The sequence below is a fragment of the Pseudomonas poae genome, from assembly GCA_028869255.1.
Lineage (GTDB): Bacteria > Pseudomonadota > Gammaproteobacteria > Pseudomonadales > Pseudomonadaceae > Aquipseudomonas > Aquipseudomonas poae_C.
Genome location: CP110972.1, coordinates 4224886 through 4235502, shown reverse-complemented (window position 1 = coordinate 4235502; position 10617 = coordinate 4224886). Strand labels below are relative to the sequence as shown.

At 55.9% G+C, this 10617-nt stretch carries 17 protein-coding genes; 9 read left to right on the top strand and 8 right to left on the bottom strand.

What is annotated here, in order from left to right; genetic code table 11:
- Window positions 1-28 precede the first annotated feature (28 nt).
- Both LRS56_19230 and LRS56_19225 read left to right on the top strand, forming a co-directional pair.
- On the top strand, window positions 29-373 hold the full coding sequence (locus LRS56_19230; protein WDU60976.1) for a toxin: 345 nt from the start codon (window positions 29-31) through the stop codon (window positions 371-373).
- Window positions 370-684 (top strand): transcriptional regulator, encoded by a 315-nt coding sequence (locus LRS56_19225; GenBank protein WDU60975.1) that lies wholly within the window; start codon window positions 370-372, stop codon window positions 682-684. The genes LRS56_19230 and LRS56_19225 overlap by 4 nt, the downstream gene beginning before the upstream one ends.
- A 47-nt stretch (window positions 685-731) precedes the next feature.
- Here the strand turns inward: LRS56_19225 and LRS56_19220 are convergent, their stop codons facing one another.
- The 5 genes from LRS56_19220 to LRS56_19200 all read right to left on the bottom strand — a co-directional run bounded on the left by LRS56_19220 (window position 732) and on the right by LRS56_19200 (window position 2820).
- Window positions 732-968 carry a hypothetical protein gene (locus LRS56_19220; GenBank protein WDU60974.1) on the bottom strand — a complete coding sequence of 79 codons (237 nt, stop codon included), beginning with the start codon at window positions 966-968 and terminating at the stop codon, window positions 732-734.
- 125 nt (window positions 969-1093) lie between these two features.
- The gene (locus tag LRS56_19215; GenBank protein ID WDU60973.1) at window positions 1094-1372 is read right to left on the bottom strand and encodes a pyocin activator PrtN family protein; all 279 of its coding nucleotides are present in this window, start codon (window positions 1370-1372) and stop codon (window positions 1094-1096) included.
- Window positions 1369-1635, bottom strand: coding sequence for a pyocin activator PrtN family protein (locus tag LRS56_19210; protein WDU60972.1), 267 nt, complete (start codon window positions 1633-1635; stop codon window positions 1369-1371). The genes LRS56_19215 and LRS56_19210 overlap by 4 nt, the downstream gene beginning before the upstream one ends.
- A 48-nt stretch (window positions 1636-1683) precedes the next feature.
- Window positions 1684-1878, bottom strand: a complete 195-nt coding sequence (locus LRS56_19205) for a hypothetical protein (protein ID WDU60971.1) — start codon at window positions 1876-1878, stop codon at window positions 1684-1686.
- A gap of 144 nt (window positions 1879-2022) precedes the next feature.
- Window positions 2023-2820, bottom strand: a complete 798-nt coding sequence (locus LRS56_19200) for an XRE family transcriptional regulator (protein ID WDU60970.1) — start codon at window positions 2818-2820, stop codon at window positions 2023-2025.
- Window positions 2821-2933: 113 nt separating this feature from the next.
- Here LRS56_19200 and LRS56_19195 point away from each other — a divergent pair, with 113 nt between their 5' ends.
- From LRS56_19195 to LRS56_19185, 3 genes are all read left to right on the top strand, one after another.
- Window positions 2934-3143, top strand: a complete 210-nt coding sequence (locus tag LRS56_19195; protein WDU60969.1) for a Cro/CI family transcriptional regulator — start codon at window positions 2934-2936, stop codon at window positions 3141-3143.
- Between the two features lie 9 nt (window positions 3144-3152).
- Window positions 3153-5495: a bifunctional DNA primase/polymerase gene (locus LRS56_19190; GenBank protein WDU60968.1), complete on the top strand. Its 2343-nt coding sequence runs from the start codon at window positions 3153-3155 to the stop codon at window positions 5493-5495.
- Between the two features lie 241 nt (window positions 5496-5736).
- Window positions 5737-6171, top strand: a complete 435-nt coding sequence (locus LRS56_19185; protein WDU60967.1) for a hypothetical protein — start codon at window positions 5737-5739, stop codon at window positions 6169-6171.
- Between the two features lie 83 nt (window positions 6172-6254).
- Here LRS56_19185 and LRS56_19180 read toward each other — a convergent pair whose 3' ends face one another.
- The 3 genes from LRS56_19180 to LRS56_19170 all read right to left on the bottom strand — a co-directional run bounded on the left by LRS56_19180 (window position 6255) and on the right by LRS56_19170 (window position 7511).
- Window positions 6255-6644 (bottom strand): hypothetical protein, encoded by a 390-nt coding sequence (locus LRS56_19180; protein ID WDU60966.1) that lies wholly within the window; start codon window positions 6642-6644, stop codon window positions 6255-6257.
- A 262-nt stretch (window positions 6645-6906) separates the two neighbouring features.
- On the bottom strand, window positions 6907-7194 hold the full coding sequence (gene nadS / locus LRS56_19175; GenBank protein ID WDU60965.1) for a NadS family protein: 288 nt from the start codon (window positions 7192-7194) through the stop codon (window positions 6907-6909).
- Window positions 7195-7196: 2 nt separating this feature from the next.
- A complete protein-coding gene (locus LRS56_19170) occupies window positions 7197-7511 on the bottom strand; it encodes a type II toxin-antitoxin system RelE/ParE family toxin (GenBank protein WDU60964.1) in 315 nt (104 codons plus the stop codon).
- Window positions 7512-7628: 117 nt separating this feature from the next.
- On the opposite strand from LRS56_19170, the gene LRS56_19165 reads away from it, so the two are divergent.
- The 4 genes from LRS56_19165 (at window position 7629) to LRS56_19150 (ending at window position 10615) form a co-directional block, all read left to right on the top strand.
- Complete coding sequence (locus tag LRS56_19165; GenBank protein ID WDU60963.1) at window positions 7629-7961, top strand: phage holin, lambda family; 333 nt, start codon at window positions 7629-7631, stop codon at window positions 7959-7961.
- Window positions 7958-8272, top strand: a complete 315-nt coding sequence (locus LRS56_19160; GenBank protein ID WDU60962.1) for an HNH endonuclease — start codon at window positions 7958-7960, stop codon at window positions 8270-8272. The genes LRS56_19165 and LRS56_19160 overlap by 4 nt, the downstream gene beginning before the upstream one ends.
- A gap of 116 nt (window positions 8273-8388) precedes the next feature.
- Window positions 8389-8910, top strand: a complete 522-nt coding sequence (locus LRS56_19155; GenBank protein ID WDU60961.1) for a phage terminase small subunit P27 family — start codon at window positions 8389-8391, stop codon at window positions 8908-8910.
- Complete coding sequence (locus LRS56_19150; protein WDU60960.1) at window positions 8876-10615, top strand: terminase large subunit; 1740 nt, start codon at window positions 8876-8878, stop codon at window positions 10613-10615. The genes LRS56_19155 and LRS56_19150 overlap by 35 nt, the downstream gene beginning before the upstream one ends.
- The last annotated feature ends 2 nt before the right edge of the window (window positions 10616-10617 follow it).

Sequence of the window (10617 nt, the reverse complement as noted above, 5' to 3'; positions counted from 1 at the left end):
TGTAAGCAACTTGCCTATACTTTTATCTATGAAAACGGTCTTCTTCGAAACCACAAGCTTCACCGCTACGGTTGGTGACTACCTGACTGACGATGAGTATCGCCAGCTTCAGACCGAAATGCAGGCGAACCCTGAAGCAGGCGATGTGATGCCGCGCACCGGAGGCTTCAGAAAGCTCCGCTGGCAGGACGCTCGCCGAGGCAAGGGAAAGCGTGGTGGGCTGCGTGTCATTTACTACTGGCTGATGAATGACGGTCAGTTTTGGATGTTTGCGATCTACGACAAGGATGAAATGGCGAACCTGACCGCTGATCAGGAGAAAGCACTGAAAGCTGCGATTGATGCAGAGCTGAAAAAACGAGGTGGAAAATGAAAAAGCGCGATCTGTTTGCAGAACTGATGCAGGGTGTTGGCGAGATGGCTGAACACCGGCAGGGGAAGATTACGCTTCGTCAGTACGAAGTGGAGGCCCTTGCTCCGCCAGAGGTGACGGCTGCTGAGATCATTTCCATCCGTGAAAAGCTGCACATGTCACAGCCCGTATTCGCCCGGCAGATCAGGACCAGTCCTGACACGCTGAAAAACTGGGAGCAGTCGAAGTCCAAGCCCAATGCTCAGGCGGCGCTGTTGATTAAGCTGGTTGAGCGCTTCCCGGATATGGTTGAGCGGCTGAACGCTGTTTGAATGTTTAGCCCAGCGCCCGGCCTTGTGTCGGGCGTTATCTAGGGCGCTTATCCGGTGGTCGCTTCCGCCTGCCGATCACGTTGTTCCTTCTTGGCGGCAATCCACTGCTCAATCTCCGCTAGATCAAAACGCACCTTGGCTTGCCGTGCGTCGCTGGTCTTGATGGGTTTTGGAAAGGTCTTGTCGCGCACCCTGAGCTTGTTCAGGCCAGAGATGCTTTGCATCCCCAGCATTGCCTGAACCTCTGGGTTCCCGATCAGTTGGGTGTGTGGTCGTGATTCCATGATGCGATACCTCTATTCAAGCCCAATTCGAGCGCCTGACGTTTCTCCGATCACAGTGCCTGCTATCCATTTCTCAATCTCGTTTCAGATGTCGACAATAACAACGTCTCTGTCAAACCGTTGGTCTAGCTATTGCGCTTATAACGCCCCATCAGTTGGTCCAGTTCCTTGACCGCTGCGTCTCGTTGCTTGTCGATGTAGTTAGCCAGGTCGCTCAGGTGAATTCCTAATGCTGATTTTTGGGAGCGCCCCCCTAGCCGGATAATAGGCAGATCCAACTCGCCTGCCAGTTGCTTGCGTTTGGCTTGTTCGTAGCTCAGGTTCAAATAGTCCCGACACACGGTTTCCAAGGGGATGACGGCTTGGCCGTTGTATTGGGCCATCAGCAAGAACAGGGTGTTCATAGTCGCTTCTCCTGTTCTGTTGTGCTGTTGGTCGGTGGTGCGCAGGAGTCTAGATAGTCCGCCAAGTCATGCAAATAGATCACTGGTGCAGATCTGATCGACCCATGCAGCCGCGTGTACCTGACAGGAATACGACCGGAGTTGATCTCATGCAGCATGTACCGGTCGGTCTTGATGTGCGGAAAGTACCGCTGACGCACAGCCGACAGCGTGGGGCAGGGCGTGCTCCATTCGCGGCGTAGTTGGTCGAGTGTTGGGCTCATAGTGTTTATCTCCCGTCATCGCGCTCCTGGGCGTTGACGTGCAGTGGTTTAGGCGGCGTCGCCGCCCCAGGGATCGATGTCATCATGGTAGGCAATAGGCGTCGGTGGTTTTGGCCCATTTGAACGCTGACCGATGATGATCAGTAATTGGCCGATGCGCTTTTGAAGGGCTTCAATTTGGGCGCGCTGTGAGACGGCTGGGTGAAGGTACACCTGCGGTGATTTCAGTTTTTTAGTGTTCATGATCGCTACACCTCAAGCAGCGAAGTGATAATGGCTAAAAATTAGGATCACTAATTTATTCTGTCAACTGTGCTTTCGGTGAGAGTTGTATAGGTCATGGGGGAATGTGGCTGGTATGGCTGAAAGATATTTCTGATCATCACGCTAGATAAGCACTGAATACCAGAAGACCTTGCCGAGAATTCGGATATTTTTAGAAACAAAATTGCCGTCCCAATTTTCCTCAGGATACTCGTCGTTGTTGTAGCTGCGCAGTCGCAACCCATTTTCTGGCAGTTTGTAGACGAGGCGTAGTCGGAGCTGGCCTTTGTAATCGAGGAGGTACATCTTCCCGTCATGGATCTGCTTTGCTGAGGTATCAATTGCAACTCGGCTACCTTCGGGCAGCACCGGTTCCATACTGGTGCCTTCAACAAAGATTCCCGCCACAGACTCAGGCGTGATTTTCTTCAAGTACAGATCGCGACGGCTGCAAGGCATCGTTCTTCCGCCACCAAGCTTGACCTCGGAGCCCTTACCGTCCGCGCGATTGACCTCGTGATAGAGGTCGACTTCGATATCTCCAGGAGCCAGTGGGATTTTGTTGTTTAAGCCGGAGGGTGGTGGCGAGCTCACGTCGGTTTCACCCAGGGCACGAAGGAAGGAAGCGCCGATGTTAGTCGGCAGAGGGCCAATGTTGAAACCTTCAATCGGAAAATCTGGGAAGAGGCGGGTGCTGACTTCGGCGGGTTGAAACTCCAATAGCGCGGCGAATTTCAGCAGCGCGGGCATGTTTAAAGGAATCTTCCCTGTCATGTACTGGCTGACGACGCTTTGCCCTTCCCAGCGGCATTTTTCCCCGAGCTTTTTCTGCGTCAAAGCTGGAAACAGACGCTTTCGGTTCTTGTAAATCGCAAGCAGGCGAGCGGCTTCTTCGCGGATGTGTTCTGGCTGATCTGACATAGGCTGAAAATATAAGGGAGGCTTATTTCCGCATACTTTTACATATTGGCGGTTGAGATGTAAAAGAAGTATTACTAATATCTATAGTCCAAAACCATTCGAGGTATTGAGGAATGGACGACGATATTGGTATTTCACTGAAGGATTTTGCTCACGGTCGCACCCAGCCGGAACTCGGAAAACTGCTGGGCGTTTCGCAAAGCGCAGTGTCACAGATGCTGAGCTCGGGTCGTGATATCCGCATTCAGGTCGATAAGCAGGGCCGTTACTCGGCCTTCGAGATTCGGCCTGTTGGCGGCCGTAGAAAAGCTACGGCCGCGTAAGGTTGCGCGATGCAACGGCCAACATCCTCTGACTGGGCAAAGCGCTACGTTGAACTGTTCAACCTAGCCCTCGTCCCCATTGAGCCTCGTCAGAAGGCGCCCAAGGGCAATGCTTGGAATCAGCCGGACGGCTATTTCACCGACGCCGAGCAGGCTGCGGACTTCTGGCGTGATCATCCCAAACACAACATGGGCGTGGTCTTGGGGCCGAGTCACCTGTGTTCGCTGGACGTGGATGATGTGCAGTGGGCGCGGCAAGTTTTGTTCGATCAGTTGGGCCTTGATCTGGATGAATTGGCGAGCGCCTTCCCGTGCGTAATTGGTAACCCTGCACGTATGAGGATTCTGTTTCGTGTGCCGGACGAAGTGGAACTCAGCCGACATGCGTTAGCGTGGCCACGTGAAAGCGATCCTGATGGTTCGAAATTCAAAAGCGCTATCGCGATGGCGAAAGAGGCCAAGGCCTCTGGGGATCAAGCTGCTGAAGCAGCAGCGAGAACGCTGGCGGACAAGTACAAGGCGTTCACGGTTTTCGAGCTCCGAGCCGGGCTTGTTCAGGACGTGCTGCCACCCTCCATTCATCCCGGAACAGGCAAGCCTTACACCTGGAGGAACCCACCGTCGGCTGAAGGTTTTCCGGTGCTGCTTCCTGAGCTACTTAAAGCCTGGCAGAACTGGGAGCTGTTCAAGCGTGATGCCGACGCAAGTTGCCCGTGGAAGCCCACACCTAAACCGCCTGTGCGCAAACCGAAGCAAACTGAGCCAGGAAAGCACCCGTCGGTGATCGATGAGTTCAACCGCGCCCATGACGTTGAGGCAATGCTGGCCGATCACGGCTACACCAAACATGGCCGAAAGTGGCTCTGCCCCCATAGCAGCACAGGCTTACCCGGTATTACCGTAACTGAGGGCCGCGTGTATTCACATCACGCGTCAGACCCACTCGCCAATGGTCACCAGAACGATGCCTTCGCGGTCTATTGCTTGCTGGAGCATGACGGTGATGTATCGCGGGCGGTGAAAGCAGCCGCGAAGCTGTTAGGTCTAACTCCTACAGAAAAAGCTCCAAGATCGTGCAAGCGCCCGAGCGGCGCTATCGTCGAAAGTGATGACTGGAAAGCGCTTTTACGGCGTACCGAGGAGGGAGCCTTACGGTCCCAACTCGCCAATGCTTATTTGGTCCTCAAGCACACACCCGAATGGCAGGGCGTCCTTGCCTACAACGAATTCGCCGACCGCATCGACAAACTCAAGCCACCTCCTACGCCAGACGGTGAAAAAGGCCCATGGCAGGATGTCGATGCCAGCAAGACGCTGGTGTGGCTGCAGATGGTGTGGAGCCTGCACCTGCGCAGCAGTGCTGTCGCCGACGAGGCGGTGCGGATGGTTGCCTGGGAGCATCGCTTTCACCCCGTACGCAATTGGCTTGAATCACTACCACCTTGGGATGATCAGCCCCGCCTGGAGATGCTGCTGCCCACGGTGTTTGGCGCCGACATCAACCCCTACACCGCGCACATCGGCCAATCCATTCCTGTGTCCTCGATTGCACGCATCTTCATTCCCGGCTGCAAAGTCGACGAAATGGTGGTGCTGGAAGGCGGGCAAGGGCAGGGCAAATCCTCCTGTATCGCTGAGCTGTTTGGTTTCGAGTGGTATCTGGAAACCAGCGAGCCACCGACCAACAAAGACTTCTACGTCACCATGCAGGGCAACTCTGTGGTCGAGATTGGCGAGATGCAGAGCTTCTCCAAGGCCGATATCAACCAAGTGAAAATGGCGATCACCCGGCGCGATGACAAATACCGTGCGCCTTATGATCGCCATGCGCGCAGCCATCCACGGCAGTGCATTTTCATGGGCACCACCAACGCCGATGCTTACCTCAGCGACCCCACCGGGGCACGGCGATTCTTACCGGTGTTGTGCCGCAAGGCTGACGTCGCCTATATCCGGCAATGGCGGGATCAGCTTTGGGCTGAGGCGTTGCATCTGTACTGCACAGGCTTTCAATGGTGGAACTACCCGCAAGAGCTGGCCCGAGAAGAGCAGGATTCCCGCTACGTCGAAGATCCGTGGGAGGAGCCCATCATCAAATACTTGGAAGGCCATGCACCTCAACTGTACTACCCCGACGGGTTGTTTGGGCCGATCACTGAAGTGACGGTCATGGGCCTGCTCAAACACGCCCTGCAAATGGACCTGGCGAGGATGAACAAACCGGAGCAAAGGCGCGTGGCAGATATCCTGCGACGGTTGGGCTGGGTGAAGGAAAAGCAGAAACGCGTCGCCGGAACCTTGGAGCGGATTCGCCCTTATGTCCGGCCGCAGGCGGAGGATCAAGCTGCGTAGATGTCACCAGTGTCACCGGCCATGTCACCAGCCGACGCATTCAAAAAACGTTGCAGATCAACGGTGTCACCAATGTCACCGGTGTCACTACCGATTCGTGCATGCAATACACGGTACGCCCCCGTCACCGGCTGCGTACCGTGTAATTACTTTTTAATTGGTGGCACTAGTGTCATTGGTGACAGCTTTGAATTTAAAGGCGTTTCAGCGTCACCAGCGCGTCACCAATGTCACCAGATGAATGAGCGAGGTGAAGACGATGATTCCTGAAATCGAAAACCTGATGCGTCATTGGGGGGAGCAGACCCGGCGTTGCAATGCTGAGCGCAGTCTTGGCAGTCCACTGGGTACGTTGATGCGCTTTGGTGGACTGATGCCTCGTGGCACGCCGGGCGTGCGCGATTTGCTCGTTGGAGCTGGTCCCGATCACATAGCGAGGGAAGTCGAAGCTGCGTTGGCCTGGTTGCAGCATCAGGGTGAGCAGGGCCAGCGGCTAGCCAAACTGGCGAGTCTGCGTTACTTGCCGGAGAGGGAGTTGTCCGTTGTTGAGCAAATGCGATTGCTAGGGTTGGAGGCAACTGCAGATAGAACCTATCGCAATTGGGTGCAGCGATTGCACGATCTAGTGTTGGCGAGATTGAATCACAGAGCATTGAGCCGCTCTGGCGGCTGCTGACTTGTCATTTCTGCTAGGGTTGCCGAACCCAGATCCTTGACTGAGCCCAATAGAGGGCTCATGGTTTTTAATTCATAGAGTTGTTATTTCCAGTTAAAACCAATTATCTCGAAATCCTGTGAGTTGGGGGTATCGGAGTAAGAAAGAGCTAACATCTGTCCGATTGCCAGTGGTAGGGCGCGAAGCTGATTTAGTGGGTCCTCAGGGTTTTGAATGCGCTCGAAGCAGGGATGTAAAGTTGCATGCGAACCGTTTTCGAAGGTCAAGCTGAGCCGACGTGGATCATTCGCTGGTGCTGTAACGAACTTCGATGTTCGAGTTGAGTAACCGTCATAGATCTTTTCACCACCCCCGGCGAAATCAGACAAAAATTTAGGGGGTTGGTCGCTATTGCCAGTTATTGTCAGTGTAAGATTTGCCTCGGTGTCCCGCCCTCGGGTTCCTTTGAGGGATGTATAAACTTGAAATTCCATTGCGGCTGAAGCTCCATAATGTGTTCGTGTCATAGGTTGTATTGCAGCTGATGTGGTCTAAGTAAAACAGGTTTGGCGCTTTAGGCGCGATACCGCATTACCGTTTGTCAGCTCTCTATACCTTAACCGTGACACAACCTTCTCTCAATTCAGTACTGAGAAAATTTCTTTAATCAGTCCCTTTGCTCAATTTCCGTTGAGGAGTAAAACCTCGCTAAGTTGTTATTTTTGTGCCGGTAGCCCAGAGTCGAGAGCAACGCGTTCAACCCGCCAATGCGTTCAGCACATGTACTGGATCGTTGTGAATGGCCTTAAGCAGTGCTTTTGCTGGGCCAGTAGGCTCGCGCCGTCCCTGCTCCCAATTGCGTAAGGTTCCGAGTTGCACATCAATCAGTGCGGCAAACTTGGCTTGAGTCAGACCCGTTGCTTTGCGAATCTCTTTGACCTGTAGCGCATCAACGTGGAATTCGCGCGAAGGCTGACGCTCACCCCGTAGGATTTCGTTCATTTCCTGCACGCTTCCCATCAGCTCGTCAAAAAATTTGCTCATGATTATCTCCAGTGTTCGATTGCAGCCTTCAACGCTTTGCGTTCGTCGCTGGTCAGGTCGTGCTGTTCATTCTTCGGGTAGATCATCAACAGAATAATCTGCGACATCGAGACGAAGTGGTAGAAGATCACTCGGGCTCCACCTTGTTTGCCATGGCCCTTCGCAGCAATTCGAACTTTACGAATTCCACCGGTGCCTTCGATCACGTCACCTGCGGACGGGTTAAGCATCAATGCACGCTGAAAAACAGTGTAGGCATCGTCATCAATCAATTCCTTCACACGGCGCGTGAAGGTTGGGGTCTCAATGAAAATCATAGCTAATGTACGCCATTGGCTTAGTTTTCGGCAATGCTAGTCCCGAATACGTCAGCGTGCATCCGATGAGTTGTAACTGGTTTTTAACGAGTCTCGATGTATCGGAGGACTGTCGATATGCCATCGAGTAAAGACCCCACCGCTTGGGCCGTTGCCCTCGCATGGCTGGCTCAACATGCCCCAGTCATCTACGCCACCAGCTTGTCAGCATTGATTTCTGCGCTACGAATCATCTACCGAGGCGGCACCCGAAAAGCCGTTCTGTTGGAGTCAATCCTCTGTGGCTGCATCACTCTGGCAATCCTCTCTGGGCTAAGCCTGCTAGGGCTCCCACAAGAGGCGGCAGCGTTCGTGGGGGGCATGGTTGGGCTACTCGGCGTCGACAAGGTGCGCAATCTGGCTGAACGCTTCGCCGGTGCCAAAATCCCCCGACGCGACGAGGATAGATGAACACATCCGCCCAGCGCGGCTACGGCTACCGTTGGCAGCAGGCTCGCCTCGGCTGGTTAAGACATCACCCGCTGTGCGCCGAATGCGAGCGCCACGGCCGTATCACCCAAGCTTCAGTCGTCGACCACATCCACCCCCACCACGGTGACACGCGCCTCTTCTGGGACCACACCAACTGGCAATCCCTCTGCAAGCACTGCCACGACGCCCACAAACAACGCTTTGAAAAATCCGGCGTAGTCCTCGGCTGCACAACCGACGGCCAACCCATCGACCCCAGCCACCCATGGAACCAGGGGAGGGTGGGGTGAAAGTTGCACAGACTCCAGCTTCAAGACCCCGCCCCCGGTTTCTATGCAGTGGCGGGAAAAATGAGGGGCGCCCCTTTCACGTAGCAGGCGCTCCCAGGTGAAATCTGAGGTGAACAATGGCCGGTAATCAAAACTCTGGGCGTCCAGCCAAGCCTGCCATCGTCCACTTGCTCAACGGCAACCCCAGCAAACGCAACCGCGAAGAACTGCTGCGCGAGCAGGCGAAGCCACTGGCACCAGTGGAAGCACCCTCGATACCTGATTGGCTCAGCAACGAAGCCCGCACTGAGTGGGAACGTGTCGTCCCCGACCTGGAAGCACTGGGCCTAATTTCTCGCCTGGACCGCCAGGCCATGGCCCACTACTGCGAAGCCGTCGCCGAATACCGTTTCTGGACCCTGAAAATCCGCGAGCTGAGCCAGGGCCAATCCCTACGCGGCGACGTGCAAACCTACCGCAGCGGCGCCCAGGATTTATCGGTGTGGCGCAAGTTGCGCAACGATGCCGAACGCCGCGCCAACGAGGCAGGCGCCAAGTTCGGTCTATCGCCATTGGCTCGCCGCTCCCTAAAAGCACCTGCGCCCCAAGGCGAGCTATTCCCCAATGAGCAAAAGCGCATCGCGGACAGGTACTTCTGATCGCGTCAGCGCCTTTGCTCTGGAGGTTGTCGACGGTCGTATCGTCGCCGGGCCGGATGTGCGCCACACCTGTCAGCGGTACCTGAATGATTTAGAAAACGGTCCCGCCCGAGGCCTGCGCTGGGATCAGGAAGCCGCCAACCGCGCCATCGGTTACTTCGAAGAAGTCCTCTGCCTCAACGGCGGTGAGTACGAGGGCCTTCCGTTTCTGTTGCTGCCTTGGCAATCCTTCATTGTCGGCAGCCTGTTTGGCTGGAAAGGCTCCGACGGTTTCAGGCGCTTTCGCACCGCCTACATCGAAACCGCTAAAGGCTCCGGCAAGTCACCGCTGGCCGCTGGCATCGGCCTGTACGGAATGACCTCGGACGCCGAAGCCCGCGCCGAGATCTACGCAGCCGCGACCAAAAAAGACCAGGCGATGATCCTGTTTCGCGACGCGGTCTCGATGGTCGATCAGTCAGCGTTGCTAGCCGAGCGCCTGGAGAAATCCGGTCGCGGCGAAAAGGTCTGGAACCTGGCCCACTTTGCCTCCGGCAGCTTCTTCCGCCCGATCAGCGCCGACGACGGTCAATCCGGCCCGCGCCCTCATATCGCGCTACTGGACGAGATCCACGAACACAAAACACGTGTCGTGGTAGACATGATCCGCGCCGGCACCAAGAGCCGTCGCCAAGCACTGATCGTGATGATCAGCAACAGCGGCCACGACCGCACTTCGGTCTGCTACGAGTACCATGAGTACGGCCGGGCCATCTGCTCAGGCCAGCAAGACGACGACAGTTTCTTTGCCTTCATCTGCTCCCTGGACGAAGGCGACGACCCGTTCAAAAGTGAGGCCTGCTGGTACAAGTCCAACCCGAGCCTAGCGTTCGGCCGCCTGCCGGGCTTGAAATACCTGCGCGAACAAGTCACCGAAGCGCGGGGCATGCCAGCCAAGGAGTCGAGTGTTCGGCGGCTGAATTTCTGCCAGTGGGTGGATGCTGAAAACCCTTGGCTCTCTGCAGATGTCTGGCTGGCCTGCGAATCTGATTTCGCAGTGGAAGACATCCCCCAGAACGAGCCGTGTTATGGCGGCCTGGACCTGTCCGGCACCCGCGACCTGACTGCGCTCGCACTGTACTTTCCACGATTGCACAAAGCATTGGTCGAATTCTGGACGCCGAAAGACACCCTCAGCGACAGAGCCCGCACCGACCGAGTGCCCTATGACGTTTGGCTACGCGAAGGCTACTTGCATGCACCTCCCGGCAGCGCGGTGGACTACGGCGCAGTTGCCACCCGCCTCGGCGAGCAAGCTGCACGCTTCAACATCGTCGGCGTGGCATTCGACGCTTACCGCATCAAGTATTTTCTGCCGGAGCTGGAAGCGCAGGGCATCGAAGTCCCGCTGTTCGCCCATGGCCAGGGCTACACCGTCGCCAAGGATTCCGGCCTCTGGATGCCGCGCTCAATTGAGCTGACGGAAGCTCTGCTCACCGAGCAGCGCATTCAGATCAAAGCCAACCCGGTACTACGCTGGAACGCCGCCAGCGCCGTGCTCGACGCCGATCAAAAGGACAACCGCATCTTCGCCAAACGCAAAAGCAACGGCCGCATCGATGGCGTGGTGGCGCTGGCGATGAGCATCGGTGCCTCCGAACTGCAACTGGCTGAGGTTGGCGACCGCGACGGCTTCTTCAACCATCCGATCATGGTGGGCGTCTGACC

What these genes read in the sequence shown, in the direction of transcription:
- LRS56_19230 (WDU60976.1), top strand. Translation starts at nt 29, where the DNA reads ATGAAAACGGTCTTCTTCGAAACCACAAGCTTCACCGCTACGGTTGGT.
- LRS56_19225 (WDU60975.1), top strand. Translation starts at nt 370, where the DNA reads ATGAAAAAGCGCGATCTGTTTGCAGAACTGATGCAGGGTGTTGGCGAG.
- LRS56_19220 (WDU60974.1), bottom strand. Translation starts at nt 968, where the DNA reads ATGGAATCACGACCACACACCCAACTGATCGGGAACCCAGAGGTTCAG.
- LRS56_19215 (WDU60973.1), bottom strand. Translation starts at nt 1,372, where the DNA reads ATGAACACCCTGTTCTTGCTGATGGCCCAATACAACGGCCAAGCCGTC.
- LRS56_19210 (WDU60972.1), bottom strand. Translation starts at nt 1,635, where the DNA reads ATGAGCCCAACACTCGACCAACTACGCCGCGAATGGAGCACGCCCTGC.
- LRS56_19205 (WDU60971.1), bottom strand. Translation starts at nt 1,878, where the DNA reads ATGAACACTAAAAAACTGAAATCACCGCAGGTGTACCTTCACCCAGCC.
- LRS56_19200 (WDU60970.1), bottom strand. Translation starts at nt 2,820, where the DNA reads ATGTCAGATCAGCCAGAACACATCCGCGAAGAAGCCGCTCGCCTGCTT.
- LRS56_19195 (WDU60969.1), top strand. Translation starts at nt 2,934, where the DNA reads ATGGACGACGATATTGGTATTTCACTGAAGGATTTTGCTCACGGTCGC.
- LRS56_19190 (WDU60968.1), top strand. Translation starts at nt 3,153, where the DNA reads ATGCAACGGCCAACATCCTCTGACTGGGCAAAGCGCTACGTTGAACTG.
- LRS56_19185 (WDU60967.1), top strand. Translation starts at nt 5,737, where the DNA reads ATGAGCGAGGTGAAGACGATGATTCCTGAAATCGAAAACCTGATGCGT.
- LRS56_19180 (WDU60966.1), bottom strand. Translation starts at nt 6,644, where the DNA reads ATGGAATTTCAAGTTTATACATCCCTCAAAGGAACCCGAGGGCGGGAC.
- nadS (WDU60965.1), bottom strand. Translation starts at nt 7,194, where the DNA reads ATGAGCAAATTTTTTGACGAGCTGATGGGAAGCGTGCAGGAAATGAAC.
- LRS56_19170 (WDU60964.1), bottom strand. Translation starts at nt 7,511, where the DNA reads ATGATTTTCATTGAGACCCCAACCTTCACGCGCCGTGTGAAGGAATTG.
- LRS56_19165 (WDU60963.1), top strand. Translation starts at nt 7,629, where the DNA reads ATGCCATCGAGTAAAGACCCCACCGCTTGGGCCGTTGCCCTCGCATGG.
- LRS56_19160 (WDU60962.1), top strand. Translation starts at nt 7,958, where the DNA reads ATGAACACATCCGCCCAGCGCGGCTACGGCTACCGTTGGCAGCAGGCT.
- LRS56_19155 (WDU60961.1), top strand. Translation starts at nt 8,389, where the DNA reads ATGGCCGGTAATCAAAACTCTGGGCGTCCAGCCAAGCCTGCCATCGTC.
- LRS56_19150 (WDU60960.1), top strand. Translation starts at nt 8,876, where the DNA reads ATGAGCAAAAGCGCATCGCGGACAGGTACTTCTGATCGCGTCAGCGCC.